Source organism: Pseudomonas sp. GM55 (assembly GCF_000282395.1).
GTDB lineage: Bacteria > Pseudomonadota > Gammaproteobacteria > Pseudomonadales > Pseudomonadaceae > Aquipseudomonas > Aquipseudomonas fluorescens_CC.
Genome location: NZ_AKJJ01000052.1, coordinates 12,462 through 32,036, shown reverse-complemented (window position 1 = coordinate 32,036; position 19,575 = coordinate 12,462). Strand labels below are relative to the sequence as shown.

Sequence of the window (19,575 nt, the reverse complement as noted above, 5' to 3'; positions counted from 1 at the left end):
TTTTGGTTCCTTTTGGGGCGTTTGCCAAAAGGGACTCGCCGTAAGGGCGAAACCGCCAGCCGCCGTTACCAAAAAAACGGATATGTACTCAGTCAGGCCGCCTTCGCGAGCAGGCTCGCTCCCACAATCGGATCGGCAGCAGCGGTAATATCAGGTCGACTTGCAGACAGCTGTTCCCACATTTGAACGGTGTCGCCCATGGACCTCACCCGAACCCTGATCATCGGCAACTCCGGCTCCGGCAAGAGCTGGCTGGCACAGCGGCTGGCCGAGCAATTACATGCACCCTGGACCGATCTCGACCAGATTCACTGGCTGTCCGACGAACACAGCATCGCCCGCCCCCGAAACGAAGCACTGGGAATGGCGCGCCGCGCGGCAAGTGAAGAGCACTGGGTGATCGAAGGGGTTTACGGCTGGATCGTCAGCGAAATCCTCCACCGGGCCACGGCGCTGATCTGGCTGCGTATTGATGATGTCGATTGCGTCGCCAATATTCGCCGACGGGAAGCCAACGATGACGAACGATTGACTGCATTGCTGGAGTGGGCAGATAGCTATCGCACGCGTGACGACTCAAGTGGCTTTGCCGCGCATCAGAGCTTGTTCGAAGGGTTTGTCGGTTCCAGGATTCAACTGATGGATCGGAAAGAAATCACCGACTTCGCTTCAGAACCAGGAGCAATACCGGTCAGTTAGGACGCAAACCTGTGGGAGCAAGCTCGCCCCTACAGGTTTGCGGTGCCCAAAGAGCTTATTTCAAGCCTCTTTCAGCACGCCACTCACCCCCCTGACAATCATCTCCACCTCCCGCTCATCAATGGTTAGCGGCGGCAGCAGACGAATGGTTTTGCCCCGCGTGACATTGATCAGCAAGCCATGATCCCGAGCCGCGATCAGGCTCAGGTCGCGGATCGATTGCTTGAGTTCGATGCCAATCATTAACCCCTGACCACGGATCGCCATGACATTCAGGTTACCCGCCAGCTCTGTACGCAATCTGTCGAGCAGACGCTCGCCCTGACGCCGGGCGTTTTCCAGCAGCCCTTGTTCTTCAACGATCTCCAGAACCGTGCAACCGACCCGGCAAGCCAGTGGATTACCGCCGAAGGTGCTGCCGTGACTGCCCGGCGTAAAGAGTTCGGCCGCCTTGCCACGGGCCAGGCAAGCGCCGATGGGCACGCCGTTGCCCAGGCCTTTGGCCAGGGTCATGACGTCCGGGACGATGCCTTCGTGCTGGAACGCGAACCACTGGCCGGTGCGGCCGATACCAGTCTGGATTTCATCGAGCATCAACAGCCATGAGCGCCGGTTGCACAGTTCGCGCACGGCGCGGAGATAGCCCGCTGGCGCCAGTTGCACGCCGCTTTCACCCTGGATCGGCTCCATCAGCACCGCCACGACCCGCGAACCATAGGCTTGTTGCACCTTGTCCAGCGCGTCGAGGTCGCCGAACGGCACTTTGACGAAATCTCCCGGCAACTTGTTGAAACCCAGGCGTACCGCCGGGCCATCGCTGGCAGACAACGTGCCGAGGGTGCGGCCATGGAATGCGTTCTCCATGACCACCACCAGCGGCTGCTCGATGCCTTTGTGCCAGCCATGCAGCCGGGCGATTTTCAGTGCGGTTTCGTTGGCTTCGGCCCCGGAGTTGTTGAAAAAAGCCCGGTCCATGCCCGCCAGCCGGGTCAGTTTCTGCGCCAGCCGCTGTTGCCAGTCGATGCTGTAGAGGTTCGAGGTGTGCAGCAGCAACCCGGCCTGCTCAACGATGGCGGCAACGATTTTCGGATGGGAGTGGCCGACATTGGTCACCGCCACACCGGCGACCGCATCCAGGTATTCGCGACCGGCCTGATCCCACAGGCGAGTGCCCAGGCCCTTGTTGAAACTCAAGGCCAAGGGTTGGTAAGTGCTCATCAGGCAGGCGGCGGTCATGACATCAAGCTCCAGCAAGGGTCGGTGTTTTTGCAGTATGGTTAGCCACCCGAACTGGATAAACACCGCAGAACTTCAATCATTTAAAAGCAGAGCTTGATAATGGATTTATTCCAGGCAATGAACGTTTACGTCAAAGTGGTGGAGACCGGCAGCATGACCGCCGCCGCTCTGCAGTGCGAAATGTCCACGACCATGGTCGGCAACCACCTCAAGGCCCTGGAGCAACGGCTGGGTGTGCGCCTGCTCAACCGCACGACGCGGCGCCAGCGGCTGACCGAGTTCGGCGCCGCGTATTACCAGCGTTGCCTGGAAGTGTTGGGGCTGGTGGCCGACTCCGAGCGCCTGGCCGAACAGGCGCTTGACGAACCGAGCGGCACCTTGCGCATCACCGCCCCCTTGACCTTCGGTACCGAGCGCCTGGCGCCGGCACTGAGTGAGTTCAGCCGGCAAAACCCACGGGTGAAGCTAGACGTGGTACTGACCAACCGACGCCCGGACCTGCTGGAAAACGGTCTGGATGTGGCGTTTCGCCTCGGCGCGCTGGAGCCCTCCAACCTGATCGCCCGCCCGCTGATCGACTACACCCTGACCATGTGCGCGTCACCGCAATACCTGGCCCGTCGGGGCACACCGCAAACACCTGAAGACCTGCGACATCACGACTGCCTGTCCTTCGCCTATCCGGCCGGGGATGACTGGCAATCGGTGCAAAAGGAATGGCGCCTGGCCGGTCCCGATGGCGAAGTCAGCGTGGGGGTCAGCGGGCCAATGCTGATCAACAGTTCGGCCGGTTTGCATCAGGCGGCGCGGACCGGCATGGGTATCGTGATGATGCCCGACGCCCTGGTCGAACAGGACCTCAAGGACGGAAAGCTGCTGGCCTTGATGCCCGATTACTGCCCGCCCAGTCGGCCGATGCACCTGGTCTATGCCCAGGATCGCCACCGCTTGCCGAAGTTGCGCCGTTTCGTCGAATTCGCCATGCAGATGTGGGGCAAGCACCCGTCGGCCGAATAGGCCATGCAGTCGCTGAGCGCCATTTACATCCCCGCCTTCACCAGCACCGGTTGTTCCTGGTAACGGTTCGGGTACAGCTGTTTCAACTGCGCGACCTTCGGCAAATCGTTGATCACGATGTACGGATAGGTCGGATGCTCGGTCAGGAAATCCTGATGTTCTTCCTCCGCCGGGTAGAAACCGTTGAAGGTTTCGAGTTTGGTCACGATTGGTTTGTCGAAGACATGCGCGGCGTCGAGCTGGGTGATGTAGGCCTGCGCGACCCGCTGCTGCTCAGTGCTTTTGGTAAAGATCGCCGAGCGGTACTGGGTGCCGCTGTCCGGTCCCTGGCGATTGAGTTCGGTCGGGTTGTGCGCCACTGAAAAGTAGATCTGCAGCAAGGTGCCGTAGCTGACCTGACCGGGGTCGAAAGTGACTTCGACCGATTCCGCATGGCCGGTATTGCCGCCGCTGACCCGCTCGTATTGCGCGGTATTGGCCGCCCCGCCCGCATAGCCGGAGACGGCGTTTTTCACACCTTTGACATGCTGGAACACCCCCTGGACGCCCCAGAAGCAGCCGCCGGCGAACACGGCGGTTTCGCTGCGGGCCTGGGTGGTTTCGTCGAGGCTCGGCGGTGGAATGATGACCGCCTCTTCGGCGCCGCCGAAGGAGAAGGCCGAGCATTGGCTGATGATGCCGGCAGCCGCCAGCCCCAGCAGGGTACGGCGCCAGGTAAAGAGGGTTTTCATGGGGCGAACTCCTGAAGCGTTGAACAGTGATCAGCCGAAGGTGAAGGCGTACGCCGACGCCCCCGGATCAAGAAACTCGATGCTGAAGGTCCGGTCGGTCACACCGCCGCTCTGCCGCACCAGTTGATACAAACGCTGGTCCGTCACGGTGCCGCTGCCGTCGGGCGCCACGTCCATGCCGTGGTCAGCGCCCGGCGCCTTGCCATCGATCAGCACTTTGAAGCGCACCGGCTTGCCATCGGCGCCAGGGCCGAGCACCAAATGCAAGTCACGGGCGTGGAAGCGATAGACGATGCGACTGGCCGGTGCGCTGGCCGTGGCCCGCTCCGGGCCGACATGCCATTGGCCACCCAGGCTCCAGTCGTTGAGGGCCAGTTGCGCCGGTGGGTTGTAGGCCGCCACCTGGTCCGGCGCCAGCGCGGTTTCCGGCACGAAATGCTCCGCACGCTGATAGCCGACGTAGGTTTCCGGCGATTGCACTTCGCGGTTGTCCGGGGCCATTTGCACGCCGTCGGCCTTGGCACTGATCAGCCCGTCCGCGACCTTGGCCGCACCCGCCTCGCGCAGCAATTGCTGGATGACCCGCTCCGACTCGGCGTACTCGCCTTCGCCGAAGTGGTGATAACGAATACGTCCCTGGGCGTCGGCAAAGTAATGCGCCGGCCAGTATTCGTTGTTGAAGGCGCGCCAGATCCTGAACTCGTTATCGATGGCCACCGGGTAGTTGATGCCCAGGTCCTTCATGGCCTTGGTGACGTTGTTGATGTCACGCTCGAAGGCAAACTCCGGCGCATGCACGCCGATCACCACCAGGCCCTGATCGCGATACTTCTCGGCCCAGGCTTTGACATAGGGCAGTGAGCGCAGGCAGTTGATGCAGGAGTAGGTCCAGAAATCCACCAGCACCACCTTGCCTTTCAATGCCTGGGCGTCGAGCGGTGGCGAGTTGAGCCATTGCACGGCGCCCTCCAGCGACGGCAGGTTGCCTTCGACCGGCAAGGTGCCCGGGGTCTTGTCTGCCACTGGCAGCGTCCCTTCGGCGGCCGGGTTTTGCGCCTTCATCGCCTCACTGCTACGCGGTGACTTGCCGCTCAGCTTTTCCACCAGCGCTTGCTCGATACCGCCGGTCGATGCCGTGGAAAACCGCGCCAGAGCCCCTGTGTCCAGCCCCAGGGCAATCGCCGCGACACCGGCCAGCATTGCCGCGCCAAGACCGCGACGCAGCCATTCACCCGCGCCAATGGAGCATTTCATTGCCGTGAAGACTTTGCCACCCAACAGCAACGCCAGCGCAAGGGAAGTGGCAGCACCCGCGGCGTACGCCAGCAGCAACAAGGTGGTTTGAATGCTGGCGCCTTGCAGCGCCGCGCCGGTCAGCAACAGGCCCAGGATCGGCCCCGCGCACGGTGCCCACAGCAGGCCGGTGGCCACGCCGATCAGCAACGAAGCCGCGGGACGTGGCCGCGCATCGGCGCCCGCCGCCTCCGACAAACGGCTGCCCGCCGCCACCAACGGCCGGGTCAGGCGCTCGGCCAATTGCGGCAGCAACAGCGTCAGACCGAACAGCGCGACGAACACCAGCGCCAGCCAGCGCCCGTACTGATTGAGCTGCACCACCCAGCCGCCGCCCACTGCCGCCAATGTGGCGACCAGCGCAAAGGTCAGTGCCATCCCTGTCAGCAGCGGCAAGCCGCTCTTGACGAAGGGTTGCCCGGTGCGGGCGAAGACAAACGGCAGCACCGGCAGAATGCACGGGCTGACAATTGTCAGCACACCACCGAGATAAGCGAGGACCAGCAGCCACATGGCGATTACCTGCAAAAAGTGAATGGAAGGGAATCACACCGTCTTCGGCACGAATTTCATCGCCAGGCCGTTCATGCAGTAACGCAGGCCGGTGGGTTTCGGGCCGTCATCGAAAACATGGCCCAGATGCCCGCCGCAGCGCCGGCAGTGAACTTCTTCGCGGACCATGCCGAACGTACGGTCCTGGCGGGTGGCCACGGCCTTGTCCAGCGGCGCCCAGAAACTCGGCCAACCGGTGCGGCTGTCGAATTTGGTCGCCGAGGAAAACAACGGCAGGTCGCAACCGGCACAGGCGAAAGTGCCCTCGCGGTGCTCGTTGTTCAGCGGGCTGCTGTAGGCCCGCTCGGTGCCTTCTTCGCGAAGGATTTCGTACTGTTCGTCGCTCAGGATCGCGTGCCATTCGCTGTCGCTGTGGGTCACTTCGAATACCTCCGCTGCGCTGGCCTCACTGATCAAGGCCGAGCCTGTGGAAAACTTCGGCAACAGGCCGATCGCCAGGGCTGCAACCCCCAGCCCGCCGCTCGCTACAAGAAATTGCCGTCGTGAAAACATGCTCGCCTCCAAAAAATCCAGGGGTGTTTCATGGATCACAGCCTAGGCTTTGGGTGATCGCCAAATCCTCACGGGAAGTTAAACAATTCGTGATAACTCAGGCGCCGAAAAACCCGCACAATGCCTTTGCCACGACTGTAGGAGCGAGCCTGCTCGCGAAGAGCCTGAGGGCGCCACGGGGTGTCAGGTGTCCCGCGTCATCGTTGGCCTCCATCGCGAGCAGGGCTCGCTCCTACAGTCGTGGCAATACGCACAATGCGCCGAAGGATTGAAGTGGATGGAACAGACCAAACGAGTCCTCGTGGTCGAGGACGACCTGCACATCGCCGACCTGATCTGCCTGCATCTGCGTGACGAGCAGTTCGAGGTGGTGCACAGCGCCGATGGCGATGAAGGCATGCGCCTGCTGCAGCAAGGCAACTGGGATGCACTGATCCTCGACCTGATGCTGCCCGGTGTCGACGGCCTGGAAATCTGCCGCCGCGCCCGTGCCATGGCCCGCTATACGCCAATCATCATCACCAGCGCGCGCTCCAGCGAAGTGCACCGGATTCTCGGCCTCGAACTGGGTGCCGACGACTACCTGGCCAAGCCTTTTTCCATGCTGGAACTGGTGGCCAGGGTCAAGGCGCTGCTGCGCCGGGTCGATGCCATGGCGCGCAACCTGAAGATGGACGCCGGCAGCCTGCTCACCGACGGCCTGGCCATCGACCCGATCACCCGTGAAGTGTCCCTCGACGGACGACGCCTGGACCTCACGCCCCGGGAGTTCGACTTGCTGTACTTCTTCGCCCGCCAGCCCGGCAAGGTGTTCTCGCGCATGGACCTGCTCAATGCCGTGTGGGGCTACAGCCACGAAGGCTACGAGCACACGGTCAACACCCACATCAACCGCCTGCGCGCCAAGATCGAGGCCGATCCGGCGCAACCGGTGCGCATCCTCACGGTCTGGGGCCGTGGCTACAAATTCGCCACCGGTGAGGAGCCGCCGCCATGAGGCTGACCCTGACACAACGCCTGTCCCTGGTGTTCGCCGTGCTGCTGCTGGTGTGCTGCGGCACGTCAGCGTGGATGCAAGTGCGCTCCAACCAGATGCATGAGCAGGAGGTGGTGCAAGGGTTGTCCCGGGACCTGGCGCAGCACATCGCCCGTGACACGGTGCTGATGGACACCCAGGGCCTGATGCCCAATGCCGTGCGCGATCTGTTCAGCAAACTGATGCAGGTCAACCCCAGCGTCGAGGTGTACCTGCTCGATACCGAAGGCAAGATTGTCGGCAGCGCCGCGCCCGAAGGCCGGATCCGTCGCGAGCGGGTCGACCTGGCGCCGATCCAGCGCCTGTTGCGCGGCGATGCCCTGCCGATTCTCGGCGACGACCCGCGCAGCGTCGATACGCGCAAGGTGTTCAGCGCCGCACCGCTGAAGGTTGATGGCAAGCCGGCGGGTTACCTCTATGTGGTGCTGCTCGGTGAGGATCACGACCGCCTGGCCGAACGCGGCGCGACCAGCGCGGCGCTCAACACGGCGCTGTGGTCCATCGGATTGGTGGCGCTGCTGTGCCTGATTGCCGGTCTCACGGCGTTTGCCCTGATCACCCGGCCGTTGCGCCGCCTGACCGAAACGGTCAGCCAGTTCGACATCGATGGCGTTCCGGTCACACCGGCCCTGCCCGTCACGGTGGAAAAAGCCGCCAGCCACGATGAAATCGCCGTGCTCGATGCCGCGTTCCGGCAGATGCAGGCCCGTCTTGGCGAACAATGGCGTTCGTTGACCCGCCAGGATCAGGAACGCCGCGAACTGGTGGCGAACATCTCCCACGACTTGCGCACGCCGCTGGCCTCGCTGCACGGTTATCTGGAAACCCTGTCGCTCAAGGACGCCATGCTGTCCCCTGCCGACCGCCGTCGCTACCTCGGTATCGCGCTGGACCAGAGCCGCAAGGTCGGCGGTCTGGCGCAGTCGCTGCTGGAACTGGTGCGGCTGGAACACGGCTTCGTGCAACCGGTGCTGGAACGCTTTTCCCTGACCGACCTGGCCCAGGATATTTTCCAGAAATTCGACCTCACCGCCGAAGCGCGCAAAGTCGAACTCAAGGCCACGTTCGCGCCAAATGCTTCGGCGGCCTGCGCGGACCTCGGATTGATCGAGCGGGTGCTGACCAACCTGTTCGACAATGCCCTGCGCCATACCCCGTCCGGTGGCGAAGTCGAATTGAGCCTGCGCCCGCAAGGGTCATTCATCGAAGTCACGGTCAGCGATACCGGCCCTGGCATTGCCCCGGAACTGCGCGAAGGTCTGTTCCTGCGGCCGTTCAACATCGGCGGCGCACGGCGCGATGGCGGGTTGGGGCTGCGGATCGTGCACCGCATCCTGCAATTGCACGGGCGCGAGATTCAGTTGATCGATGTGCCGGGACGGGGTGCGACGTTTCGTTTTTCGTTGCCGATCGATGAAGAGACAGCTTCGGCGTTGGCGGTGCGGTCGATGAACCTGAATACCCCTCGGCAGGCTTGAAAAGTTGTGGTGCCTGACCGGGCCCCATCGCGGGCTAGCCCGCTCCCACAGGGTAAGTGGCTGTACGCAAGATCTGCGAACAACCAAAAACACTGTAGGAGCGAGCTTGCTCGCGATGGACGTTAACGATAACGCGTTCATTCTGGATGAACGCGGTGCCCTTGAGACCATCGCGAGCGAGCTCGCTGCTACAGAAAGGCGAAAACATGACCAGCCGCCCGTTGATCCGTGACAACACGGCGCCGGTCCAATAGATTAGTCGGCCTGAAAAAGCCCCCGGGCTTTTTCGCCCCTATTCAAGTTCAAAGAAGTAGTGAAATTTCAATGTCCGATTCCAACACCGCTGAATCCGTAGTCACCTTGTCGTCCAAAGCGGAATACGAAAACTCCATCAATCTTTCACAACACGTACCCCAGGCGAAAACCATCAGCGAGATGGTGCTGGACGCTTTCCAGTCCACCCGCGAAAGCGACCAGATCCGCGAACTGCGTGCCGCGATCCGCCAGGCCCACGACAGCTTCGATGACGACAAGGCCTATGAACTGATGGGTCAGCTCAAGCAGCTCAAGGACGCCGAAGCGGCGGACATCGCGGCCCTGGAAGACTTGAGCAGCAAGTTCCCGATCAGCCGTATCCTGTCCAGCTTCAAGGACGATCCGGCGTTCCAGGAAATCGTCTACGGCCTGGCCCTGAAGGTGCTGAACCAGACGCATCAGGCCATCAGCAACCCGAGCGGCGGCAAGAGCAAGGCAGCCAAGGCCAAGAAAGAAGTCGAAGTGTTCACCATCAGCAAGGACGGCATCAGCGTCACCTTGCCGCTGCGCACCCCGCGTTCGCGCCTGAACGTCGACCGTGAAGCCCTGGAATTCCTCGGCTTTACCTTCGTCGGCGAAGGCGAAGAGGCGGAACTGGAAAGCGAGACGTTCCTGGACAACAGCGGCGCCGAGCAAGCGGTCAACCGCAAGAACATCATCACCGCCCTGCAGCAGCAGACCGCGTTCGACGGCTACAGCATCGCCGCGCAGTAAGACGCCCCTCGCCACAAGGTCCTCAGGGACTGACTCAAGAGCCCCGCCCTCCGTGCGGGGCTTTTTATTGCCCGTGATTCGGGCAAATCCGCGATTACTCTTCCAGTATCGACGCAGAACACCACTTCCCTTCACCCATGAGCACCACGGGTCCGCCTGCGGGGAGCGTCAACTCACTTTCCAGCCCAGACCTCAGTGGTGCAACTGCCGAGGTCATCATGAACACGACCCCCTTGTATCGCCAGCTGGCCAACCACTACCTGGACGCCATCCGCAGCGGCACCTTGAAAACCGGTGAACGCTTCCCCTCGATCCGTTTGATGATGGAAAAACACGCCGTCAGCCTGTCGACCGCCGTGCAGGTGTGTCGGGAACTGGAGGACTACGGTGTGCTGGAAGCCCGGCCGCGTTCGGGCAACTACATTCGCCAGCCCGACACCGCGCCCAGGCCTACCCCGGTTGCCTTGGCGCCAGCGCTGGATACCGGCGCCTATGTCGGCATTCATGAACAGGTTTCAACGGTGCTCAAGGCCAGTCAGCGCGCGACGATCAAGGTCAATTTCGCCAGCGCCTACTGCGCGCCGGAGCTTTATCCGCTCAAGACCTTGCAAGACAACATGATCAAGTCGCTGCGCTACGACGCCCGCCTGCTCGGCACTGCGGGCCCGACTTGCGGCAACAGCGCATTGCGCAGCATCCTGGCCCGGCGGGCACTGGCCAGCAAGACCCACCTGCCCCCCGAGCGGATCGTGATCACCAACGGCGCCACCGAAGCGATCAATCTGGCCTTGCGTGCGGTCACTCGCCCCGGAGACACCGTGGCCGTGGAGTCGCCGACGTTCTATGGCCTGCTGCAAATTCTCGAAAGCCTGAGCCTGCGCGTACTGGAAGTCCCGGCTTCGGCCCACACCGGGCTCAATCTGGCGGCCCTGCAACTGCTGCTGCAAGGCCCCGAACGGGTCAAGGCATTGATCGTCATTCCCAACCTGCAAAACCCGCTGGGCAGCATCATGCCCGACGCCAACAAGGCACGGCTGGTGAAACTGTGTGCCGAGCACAACACCGTGCTGATCGAGGACGACACCTACGGCGACTTGGTGGACACCGAGCAGCCGCTGTCCACGCTCAAACAGTGGGACCGCACCGACAGCGTGATCTATTGCGCCTCGCTGAACAAAACCCTGGCACCGGGCATGCGCCTGGGCTGGATCAGCGCCGGCAAATGGCACGACCGTGTGGAGATGCTCAAGCATACGCAGTCACGGGGGTGCGAAGCGTTATCGCAACTGGCCGTCAGCGAGTTCATGCGCACACCGTCCTACGAACGTTACCTGCGGCGGTTAAGGAAAACCCTGACCGTACAACGCGAGCAAATGAGCACGGCGATCACCCGCCATTTTCCCATCGGCACCAGCGTGACCCATCCGCAAGGCGGCACGTTGTTATGGGTGGAATTGCCTCGCAGGTATTCATCGATGGCGTTTTTTCACGAAGCGCTGAAGGTCGGCATCCAGATTTCCCCTGGGGATATCTTTTCCAATGCCGGGCGTTTCGATCATTTTGTGCGCATTGGGTGTGGTACGCCGTATTCGCCGCGGATTGACGAGGCTGTAGAAACCTTGGGGCGCATCCTCAAGAATCAGGGTTAACACCCCCCCTGTGGGAGCGGGCTTGCCCGCGATGGCAGAGTGTCAGACACATCAATGTTGAATGTGCTGCCGTCATCGCGGGCAAGCCCGCTCCCACAGGATTGCAGGTGGTTTTCAGATGGGTGGCTGGTGCAGGCAAATGATATGCGGGTCGTCATTCCAGTGTGGAAAACACTCGGCGATCAGCGGGTCGTGACCGGGGATGACGTGGTGTTCGCCATCGGCCAGGCGATCGATCTCGGTGAACGCTTCAAGGGTTTGCGCCAGGTCATCGAGAATCGGAAACGGACTGCGCTCACGAATGTTGACCCACAAATGCGCGGCATCCGAGGCCAGCACGATCCAGCCGCGCTCAGTGTTCACCCGCACGACCTGACTGCCCGGCGTATGCCCGCCCACCGGGTGCAGGGTCACGCCAGGCACCACTTCGACAACACCGTTGTGCAAACGCATCCGCCCTTCGAACAGCGGCGGCAGCGCCGACATTACGTCCTCGACCTCGTAGGTTTTGTTCACCGTGTGATGGACCATTTTCGGCCCGGTGCAGAAACGCAACTCCGCTTCCTGCAAATGCACGGTCGCCTTCGGAAACAACCCGAGGTTGCCGGCATGATCCCAATGCAAATGGGTCAGGATCAGGTGCTCGACCTGCGTCGAATCGATGTCCAGTTGCCGCAGGGATTCTTCCGGCAGGCGATACATCTGGCGATTGCGCCGGTGCGCCGTGGCCGGTTGAAAACAGGTGTCGACCACGATCACTTGCAGCTCGTTGCGGATGACCCAGAAGTAGTAATCCAGTGGCATCGGTGCATTCGGATCACCGCAGCAGGCGTCATAGAGAAAATTCTCCCTGGCGGTGCGCTGGGCATTGGCACCGACACGGATGGCGAACACTTCGTACACAGGCGTGGACATAAGCACCTCCGGATTCAGGCGGCCGCCGTGGTTTTGAGGGTCGGACGAAAATCGAAATCGATCTGGTCGCTGATACCCAGGTCATGGGCCAATTTATGCAGGCCACTGTAGTCACGCATGATGGTCGCGTTCTTGCTGCTCTCACGGGTGTCGGCAATGATCAGCGCCGCATCCTCGACCCCGAGCTGCGTCAGAATCGCCTCCCACATGGAGTAGTCCTGAGCGATAAACGCACTCAGTGCCACCGACAGGTTGCGTGCGAAAAATTCCCGTTGAATGGGCTGCATGTTGGCGTACATGACCTTCGCCACTTCGGCCAGCACCTTGCTGTGGGCATATTCGTCGCGGTTGTGCAGTTCGGCCACCCGGCGGTTCTGCGGCTGAATGGTCTGGTCGTCTGCCAGCAAGTCCAGATAGGCGTTGACACTGATCTCGGCCACCACCGCAAAAGTGATCGCCGCCAGATCCCGCTGCCATTGCTCTGGCAGTTCTGCATGCAGGGCCTTCAGGCGCAGGTAAGTGACGGACGGCGGCAGATCCAGATCCTGGTCCAGCGCCCGATCCAGTTTGGTCCGCTCGATGGCGCGCAGGTGCATCAGCGTGTGGTAGTGCTCGTCGATCAGGGTTTGTTGCATGGCCTCGCGAAAATGCCAGTCATCCTTGTCCAGGTACTGATTGGCGATGACGCTCAGCGCCGGATTGACCACGTGTTCTTCGGCAGTGACGGTGCGCAGGTTGTAGCCGATCCAGCCCCAGGTCACCACGCTGCTTTTGAGCTCGTCGCTCAAGGCCTGGAATTTCGGATGATGGAAGAACGGCACCATGCACTCCGGGTAGTCCGGCCGCGCGGGGTCAAACACTTCTTCCACCTGGCCCCTGTCCGGCGAACACACCGTGGCGCGCTTGGTCCAGGCCTGGTTGAGCCGCACGATCAGTTGATGATCGACCTGGGCGATCTCGATTGCTGTTTGCATGACGCGATACCTGTAAGGCGCGTACCCGCCAGGGGTACGCCAAAAGAATGTAGGGCGACGGAAAAATCAGGCCAGCCAATAGCGGGTCAGGTTGCGCGCCGGGTCAGTGTAACGACTGCGGGCGTGAATCATCCGCCAGTTATCCCAAATCAGCAGGCATCCGTCGGGAATCAGCACCGGAACGTTGTGCTCCACGAAGTACGCTTCGCCGAGCACGGCAAACCTGGCCAGCGGCGAGGTGCTGTTGGCGACCAGGGATTGCTGCAGGGCTTCTTTGGACGGGTTCACGTCGCCGTAGTGAAACTGGTTGTAGCTGAAGCGGAAAATATCCCCGTCTTCAGTAGGTGTGAGGATGTACTCCCTGACCCGTCGTTGCCCCGGTTCGCCCGGTTTGGCGGTGGCGACGAATTCTACCGGCGTGTCATCCAGCCACTCACGCAGTTCCGGCTCGCTGTGCTCCAGGGACTTGAGAAATTCATAGCCGTCGACCAATCCGGTATGCCCGCCACCGCACCTGGCCTGTTTATGGCAATGCAGCGCCAGATAGCGCGGCGGCGGCCCGTACACCGGCGCCTCGGTGTGCGGGCCGATGCCGTTCATGCTCTGGGAATACGGCAAGTCTTCGTAACCCGGCTTGCGGGTAATGGCAAAGGCCGTCTGGCCGTTGAACTGCGGAATGATCGGACCGAACTCTTGCAGGGTGCCTACGACATCATCGGCAAATTCGTCGGGGGTCAGTACCGTCCAGCCCACCGTCGACAGTTCTTCATGGCGATGGACGAGCGAAATGTAAGGTTGAGACGCAACAATCCCTTGATCTGACATGGTGAAATTCCTGGCAGGTGATCAGGCGTTTACGGTTGAGGTGTAAGCGGCAATGAAGTCGCGGCAGGCGCCGCCCGGTCGATAGCGCTGCTCATCGATGCTCTGCACCGGAGTGATTTCGGCGGCGGTGCCGGTGAGAAAACACTCATCGAAGTCGCCCAGCTCCGTGGGCAAAATCGTGCGTTCGACGACCTGGTAGTCCAGCGCTTTGGCCAACTCGATCACGGTCTGCCGGGTGATGCCGTCGAGGAAGCAATCCGGCAGCGGGGTGTGCAGCGTCCGGCCTTTGACAAAGAACACGTTGGCGCTGGTGGCTTCGGCAACGTGGCCGCGCCAGTCGAGCATCAGCGCGTCGTGGTAACCCGTGTTCTCGGCGTCGTGCTTGCTCAGCGTGGCGATCTGGTAATGCCCGGATGCCTTGGCCTGAAACGGGCTGCTGCTCGGCGGCGGGCGGCGCCAGCTCGCGGTTTTCAAGCGGATCCCGGCCATGCGCGCCGCCGGGTCGAAATAGCTCGGCCACTGCCAGCACGCGATTGCCACATGCACGCGGTTGAAACGCGCCGAGGTGGAAATCATCTCACTGCCGCGCCAGGCCACCGGGCGCAGATAGCCGTCGACCACCTTGTTGCGCTGCAGCAGTTCATGGCTCGCCGCTTCCAGTTCCGTCAGCTCATAAGGGATGGCAAAGTCCATCCATCGTGCCGAGCGATACAAGCGCTCACTGTGTTCACGCAGCTTGAAGACCTTGCCGTTGTAGACCCGCTCGCCTTCATACACGGTGCTCGCGTAATGCAGGCCATGGGTCAGCACATGCAACTGCGCCCGGGACCACTCGACGAACTCGCCGTCGAGCCAGATAACCCCCTCGCGCTGATCAAACGGGATACTGCTCATATCCATATCTCCCCATTTTTCATGAATTTTCCTACGCCGTTTCCAGCAACACGGGTATCAATTCCGGCATGGCGCTGAGCTCGCTTTGAAAGAAGAACGAACGCTCACCGAATGCCGGTTGCAGATCGTCAAACCAGGTCACGTGCGGATCGAAGCGCGCATGGAACGTGCGCAATACCCATTGCGGATTGCGTGCCTGGAGGAACTGCAAGACGAAGACCTTTTCCCCGGCGACGGTCTCGATGCCATTGATCAACACCTTGCCGTAGAAGGTGCTCATGGACGGCCCGCGCACCGTTCGCGCCAGCCCCGATACCGTGCGGTATGCGGCCTGGAAGATCTCGAAGGCCCGGGCCAGCGGCATTGCGAAGTAGTGGCTGGGGCCGGTGTCACGCTCGACGAACATGTAATAAGGCACGGCCCCGAGCCGCACGCCTTCGGTCCACAGCGCTGCCCAATCGGCAGGGTTTTCGTTGATGTGGCGGATCACCGGTGCCTGCATGCGCACCGTCGCGCCCGTCGAGCGAATGCGCTCGATGGCCTGACGGGCGATGGCCGGGCGGATCTCCACCGGGTGGTTGTAGTGCCCCATGATCGACAGGTTTTTACCCGCTGCAACGATTCGCCGGAACAGCTCCAGCAGTTCAGGCGCATCCTTGTCGCTGACAAAACGCTGCGGCCAGTACGCCACGGACTTGGTGCCGATGCGGATGTTCTTCAGGTGTGGCAATTGCAGCAGCGGCTCGATGTAACCGGCCAGTGAATGGGTGTTCATGATCATTGGGTCGCCGCCGGTAATCAGCACGTCGGTCACTTCGGTGTGCACCCTCAGGTAGCTCACTAGCTCCTGGGACTCACGGGCGTTGAACTTGAGTTCTTCTTCGCCAATGAACTGCGCCCAGCGGAAACAGAAGGTGCAGTACGCGTGACAGGTCTGACCGGCACCGGGGAAAAACAGCACGGTCTCGCGATACTTGTGCTGGATGCCCGGCAGGACTTTTCCATTGAGAGTGACACCGTTGTGGGTCAACTGCCCGGCCGGATGAGGATTCATGCGCAACCAGATCGCCTCGATCCGACGCTTGATCGCCGTGCTGTCATCCTGCTCGATCAGTTGTTTGAGCGAGGCATATTCCTCCGGCAGCAGCATGTCCTTGTGGGGAAAGGTCATGCGGAAAACCGGATCGTCGGGAATGTTGTTCCAGTCGATCAGCGTGCCCAGCACGTATTCGTTGGTGCGAAACGGCATGACCCGGGCTACCACGGTCATGGCCTCCTGCAACGCCGGCGTCAGTTTGTGCCAGTAAGGTGAGTCGCGGATGGTGCGTGAGTTATAGGGTTTGTAGCGTTCGTGCTCCGACAGTCCTTGCATGGCCGCGCTCCTGGTGATTGCCCTGAGTGTTGTTACGCGATGGCCGGCGCTTTGCGCTCTATGTCCATCCACGCCCGGACGCTGTCGCGATCCCACTGGCGGCGCACATAGGCCGCGAGCCGTGCCGGTACCGGATCGCCGTTGGCAACCAGTCGGTTGAGCATGATTGCCAGGTCGGTATCGGCAATGCTCCAGTCACCGAACAGATGCTCGGCGCCCTCTTCCAGCAAACGGTCGGCGACGAAGAACAGGCGCTCGACGGCGGCTTGGGCATCGGCGCTCAGGGGCACATTTTTTTTACCGAAGTAGACCAGGTCAAACGGGCGCTCCTTGCGCACCACCAGCAAGTCACTGCGCAACCAGGCCTGCAGTTGACGGGCCCGCGCGCGTTGCTGGATGCCCTGCGGATAGAGTTTTTTATGCCCTGGGGAGAGTTCCTCGAGGTATTCGGCAATCGCCGATGATTCCGACAAGGCAAAACCTTCGTGAACCAGCGTTGGAATTTTGCATGTCAGCGAAAGATCGCGATAACTCGGCAAATAGTTTTCGCGTGTTTTCAGATCAACCACAACAAGTTCAAATGAAAGTTGCTTTTCCTTGAGCGCCACAAAAGCCGACATCGCAAAAGCGCTGACATAGTCGGCGCCGACATACAGTTTTAGCTTCCTGTTTTCCATAGAACACTCCATTCACTAACTGCAGGGATTAACGTGCATTGGAAGTGATCGTAGTTAGTTGAATGAAGGCTGGATAGATACAGAATTTGCCTGTTTCAATCGATACAGAAAGTTTGATTTTGCGGGCAAACGCGCAGACAAAAAGCATCTCGCTGGCGCAAGAGCGGCAGGTCCGGAAGCAGGTCGTGAAAGCAATGAAAACCGTAGGAGCCGGCTTGCCGGCGATGGCGATCTCAAGAGCGCTATCGCCAGCAAGCCGGCTCCTACGAAAAGCGGTGGCGGGGGAATTACGGCTGGGTAGTGATCAGGCCATGGCTGTCGGCAAAGTTCGAGAGCAGTGCCATTTGTGGCATGTTGCTCATGTTCAGCATCGCCAAAGGCTCGTATTGGCTGGTGTTGACGAACCCATGTCGGGTCCAGGCCGGCACCAGCAACACGTCGCCGCTGCTGACGTCGACCTCATCGGCATCGCCGAGGGTCAACACGCCGCTGCCGCACTGGATCACGAACAGATGCCACCAGGAATGGGCATGACCGTTGAGCGTCACACCGGGGTTGAGCCATTGCATGGCGATCGCCATCCCTGGCGTCACTTCACAGCCCTCAATGCTTTTGTCGTGAGCCAAGGCGACAATATCAATGTCGCTGGCTTCAAGGGCCTGACGCATACCCGCCAGTTCGGCGCCCTTCCATACCTTGGGACTTTGAGTTCTATGATGCAGGCTTTGACGAAAATCCTTATATGAAAAAAACGCACCTTGAAAGTTATCCATTCGCACGCCCCTTCTTATTCCCATACTTTGGCGCTAAACCTTAAGTTAACGATTCAGCACTGTAAAGTCTGGAAATAATTTATAAAACCGATGGACGCAAGGCTGCAATCATGTCCACTTCTATCGCGGCATTTTTGGGCAACTGATAAACACCGACTGTAGTGCGCGTATGTTTACCGGCATCGCCCAGTACATGGCTGAACACATCCGAGGCGCCGTTGGCCACTTCGCTCAAATCGACAAAGTCCGCCGTGGACTTCACATACACCGTTACCCGGATCAATGACTTGATCTTGTCCAGCGAACCAATGGCATCGACGATCAACGCCAGCCCACGCATCGCACTGATGCTGGCGGCCGCTTGTGCATCGGCCATGGTGAGGTCCAGTCCGACGCGGCCGGGGTAATGGATTTTGCCGTTCATGCGCGGCACCAGGCCGCTGATGTACAGCTCATCGTGATGCCGGATCAGCGGCGCGTAATGCCCACCTGCGGTGTTTTCACCGTAGATGTCATAACCAAACTCTTTGGCCAGGGCGATGAAGCGTTCATCGCAGGTCATGTGCTGGATCATTGATCGAACCCTCTTGATCAGTAATGCAAAAAACGGGTGCTTGCTGGCTCAACATACGGCGCGAGTGGCCGGTGCCAGGCAAGTCACCTCAGTGCGTGACTCAATTGCCTCGGCCAGACGCAACAGGTCGTTGCTCAGTTGCCCGTAGTGCTCGTTGAACAGCACAATGTGGCCGATGAATGAGAAGTTGTCCTTGACCAGCGCGCTGACCGAGTCGCCGATACGCTTGGCGTACTGCCCTTCCACCAGGTCGATACGAAGTGCGCGGGCCAGGGCCTCGATGTCAGGCGTTGCGCGCAGGATGCCGCCGGCCGGTGCCTTGAGCAGGCGAATGCCGCAGTAGCCGCGAGCCTCTGGCTGGTGCTGTTCGGTCTTGCCTTCCACCGCCCAGCGCACCCAGCGTTCCCACGGATTGAAATTAACGAAAGCGCGCCTGGCCAGGTCCCAGATGTGCATGCCGCCGGGGCGCATGTTGGTTTCCACGGCAGAGGTCAGGTTGTCACTGCGCAGGAACACTTCGTTGTGCCAGGCACCATTGTCCTGGGACACCAAAGACGACATATGCCGACCGGCTGCCATCAAACGCGCCTGTACCTCAGCCGGAAGCGGTGCGGGTACGACTTGCTGGATCTCTGCGCGATAGGCGCCTTCGGTGGTGGTTTTTTCAGTGACCCAGGTGCTGCCGGCCACGTAGTCCCAGCTGTATTCGCGGGCGTTCTGCACCAGTTCTTCAAGGACGATGCCGCCTTCGCGGTAAGGTTTCAGGGCGAGCCAGGCGTCATCGCACTCCGAGGGGTGATGGATGACGCGACAGCCCCGGCTCGCGCCTTCGCACGCGGGTTTGATGAAGGCCTTGCCGCCCAGTTCGACGACGCGTTGGCGCAGTTCCGGCAGGCTTTCGACCCGCGCGGAAAACACCGGCCGGTATTCTTCGGGGGAGGTGCCGGCCGCCGCTTCGAGCCCGCGAAAGATCTGCTTGTCGAGGCCCGCCCTGGCTTCGCCGGTGGTAATGCCCGGCAGGCCGAAGTGACTGGCCAGCGCGGCCCCCAGCAGCACGCCACGGTCGGAGAACGGCAGCACGCCGATCAACTTCCAGCTGTCGGCATTCAGGCACCCGACCACCAGTTCAAGGGATGCCGCCACATCTTTCTCGGCCAGCGAAGTGCTGCAGACGTGATCGGCCACCTGATCGTCATGGGGCTGAATCTTCTCGACCAGCAGGATGAGCCTGGCGTTGTAGAGCGACTTGCACAACTCGCGCAGTTTCTGGATGTCGTGAACGCGATTGCCGTTGTAACCAACCACTACTACGCATGAAGTCGTATTCATTGATGC

The 19,575-nt window shown here is 61.0% G+C and carries 19 protein-coding genes and 1 pseudogene; 6 read left to right on the top strand and 14 right to left on the bottom strand.

Features of this window, described 5'->3' with window-relative positions:
• The first annotated feature begins 198 nt into the window (after window positions 1-198).
• Complete coding sequence (locus tag PMI31_RS14860; RefSeq protein ID WP_008018894.1) at window positions 199-699, top strand: hypothetical protein; 501 nt, start codon at window positions 199-201, stop codon at window positions 697-699.
• Window positions 700-759: 60 nt separating this feature from the next.
• Here PMI31_RS14860 and PMI31_RS14855 read toward each other — a convergent pair whose 3' ends face one another.
• A complete protein-coding gene (locus PMI31_RS14855) occupies window positions 760-1,935 on the bottom strand; it encodes an aspartate aminotransferase family protein (RefSeq protein ID WP_008018892.1) in 1,176 nt (391 codons plus the stop codon).
• Window positions 1,936-2,037: 102 nt separating this feature from the next.
• Between PMI31_RS14855 and PMI31_RS14850 the strand changes: the two genes are divergently transcribed.
• Window positions 2,038-2,955: a LysR family transcriptional regulator gene (locus PMI31_RS14850; RefSeq protein ID WP_008018891.1), complete on the top strand. Its 918-nt coding sequence runs from the start codon at window positions 2,038-2,040 to the stop codon at window positions 2,953-2,955.
• Window positions 2,956-2,978: 23 nt separating this feature from the next.
• Here PMI31_RS14850 and msrA read toward each other — a convergent pair whose 3' ends face one another.
• From msrA to PMI31_RS31335, 4 genes and pseudogenes are all read right to left on the bottom strand, one after another.
• A complete protein-coding gene (gene msrA / locus PMI31_RS14845) occupies window positions 2,979-3,686 on the bottom strand; it encodes a peptide-methionine (S)-S-oxide reductase MsrA (protein ID WP_008018889.1) in 708 nt (235 codons plus the stop codon).
• Window positions 3,687-3,716: 30 nt separating this feature from the next.
• Entirely contained in the window at window positions 3,717-5,492 is a 1,776-nt protein-coding gene (locus tag PMI31_RS14840) for a cytochrome c biogenesis protein DipZ (RefSeq protein ID WP_008018888.1), read from the bottom strand.
• Window positions 5,493-5,525: 33 nt separating this feature from the next.
• Window positions 5,526-6,044: a peptide-methionine (R)-S-oxide reductase MsrB gene (msrB, locus tag PMI31_RS14835; RefSeq protein WP_008018886.1), complete on the bottom strand. Its 519-nt coding sequence runs from the start codon at window positions 6,042-6,044 to the stop codon at window positions 5,526-5,528.
• A gap of 133 nt (window positions 6,045-6,177) precedes the next feature.
• Window positions 6,178-6,258 (bottom strand): annotated as a pseudogene (locus PMI31_RS31335) (outer membrane lipoprotein carrier protein LolA); the annotation flags it as partial.
• A 63-nt stretch (window positions 6,259-6,321) separates the two neighbouring features.
• Here PMI31_RS31335 and PMI31_RS14830 point away from each other — a divergent pair.
• From PMI31_RS14830 to PMI31_RS14815, 4 genes are all read left to right on the top strand, one after another.
• Entirely contained in the window at window positions 6,322-7,041 is a 720-nt protein-coding gene (locus PMI31_RS14830; RefSeq protein WP_008018885.1) for a response regulator transcription factor, read from the top strand.
• Window positions 7,038-8,558, top strand: coding sequence for a sensor histidine kinase (locus PMI31_RS14825; RefSeq protein ID WP_008018883.1), 1,521 nt, complete (start codon window positions 7,038-7,040; stop codon window positions 8,556-8,558). Before PMI31_RS14830 ends, PMI31_RS14825 begins: the two co-directional genes overlap by 4 nt.
• 324 nt (window positions 8,559-8,882) lie before the next feature.
• A complete protein-coding gene (locus tag PMI31_RS14820; protein WP_008018881.1) occupies window positions 8,883-9,587 on the top strand; it encodes a hypothetical protein in 705 nt (234 codons plus the stop codon).
• Window positions 9,588-9,805: 218 nt separating this feature from the next.
• A complete protein-coding gene (locus PMI31_RS14815; RefSeq protein ID WP_008018880.1) occupies window positions 9,806-11,236 on the top strand; it encodes an aminotransferase-like domain-containing protein in 1,431 nt (476 codons plus the stop codon).
• Between the two features lie 114 nt (window positions 11,237-11,350).
• Here PMI31_RS14815 and PMI31_RS14810 read toward each other — a convergent pair whose 3' ends face one another.
• The 9 genes from PMI31_RS14810 to PMI31_RS14770 all read right to left on the bottom strand — a co-directional run bounded on the left by PMI31_RS14810 (window position 11,351) and on the right by PMI31_RS14770 (window position 19,569).
• On the bottom strand, window positions 11,351-12,151 hold the full coding sequence (locus tag PMI31_RS14810; RefSeq protein WP_008018877.1) for an N-acyl homoserine lactonase family protein: 801 nt from the start codon (window positions 12,149-12,151) through the stop codon (window positions 11,351-11,353).
• 14 nt (window positions 12,152-12,165) lie between these two features.
• Window positions 12,166-13,125, bottom strand: coding sequence for a diiron oxygenase (locus PMI31_RS14805; RefSeq protein ID WP_008018876.1), 960 nt, complete (start codon window positions 13,123-13,125; stop codon window positions 12,166-12,168).
• 66 nt (window positions 13,126-13,191) lie between these two features.
• Window positions 13,192-13,950 carry a TauD/TfdA family dioxygenase gene (locus PMI31_RS14800; protein WP_008018874.1) on the bottom strand — a complete coding sequence of 253 codons (759 nt, stop codon included), beginning with the start codon at window positions 13,948-13,950 and terminating at the stop codon, window positions 13,192-13,194.
• Between the two features lie 21 nt (window positions 13,951-13,971).
• Window positions 13,972-14,844 carry a branched-chain amino acid aminotransferase gene (locus PMI31_RS14795; protein ID WP_008018873.1) on the bottom strand — a complete coding sequence of 291 codons (873 nt, stop codon included), beginning with the start codon at window positions 14,842-14,844 and terminating at the stop codon, window positions 13,972-13,974.
• A gap of 31 nt (window positions 14,845-14,875) precedes the next feature.
• Complete coding sequence (locus PMI31_RS14790; protein ID WP_008018872.1) at window positions 14,876-16,216, bottom strand: KamA family radical SAM protein; 1,341 nt, start codon at window positions 16,214-16,216, stop codon at window positions 14,876-14,878.
• Between the two features lie 32 nt (window positions 16,217-16,248).
• Window positions 16,249-16,893: a glutathione transferase gene (yfcF, locus tag PMI31_RS14785; RefSeq protein ID WP_008018871.1), complete on the bottom strand. Its 645-nt coding sequence runs from the start codon at window positions 16,891-16,893 to the stop codon at window positions 16,249-16,251.
• A 287-nt stretch (window positions 16,894-17,180) separates the two neighbouring features.
• Window positions 17,181-17,666, bottom strand: coding sequence for a cupin domain-containing protein (locus PMI31_RS14780; protein WP_008018870.1), 486 nt, complete (start codon window positions 17,664-17,666; stop codon window positions 17,181-17,183).
• 79 nt (window positions 17,667-17,745) lie between these two features.
• Window positions 17,746-18,240: a RidA family protein gene (locus PMI31_RS14775; protein WP_008018868.1), complete on the bottom strand. Its 495-nt coding sequence runs from the start codon at window positions 18,238-18,240 to the stop codon at window positions 17,746-17,748.
• Window positions 18,241-18,288: 48 nt separating this feature from the next.
• Window positions 18,289-19,569 carry a hypothetical protein gene (locus PMI31_RS14770; RefSeq protein ID WP_008018866.1) on the bottom strand — a complete coding sequence of 427 codons (1,281 nt, stop codon included), beginning with the start codon at window positions 19,567-19,569 and terminating at the stop codon, window positions 18,289-18,291.
• Between the last annotated feature and the right edge of the window lie 6 nt (window positions 19,570-19,575).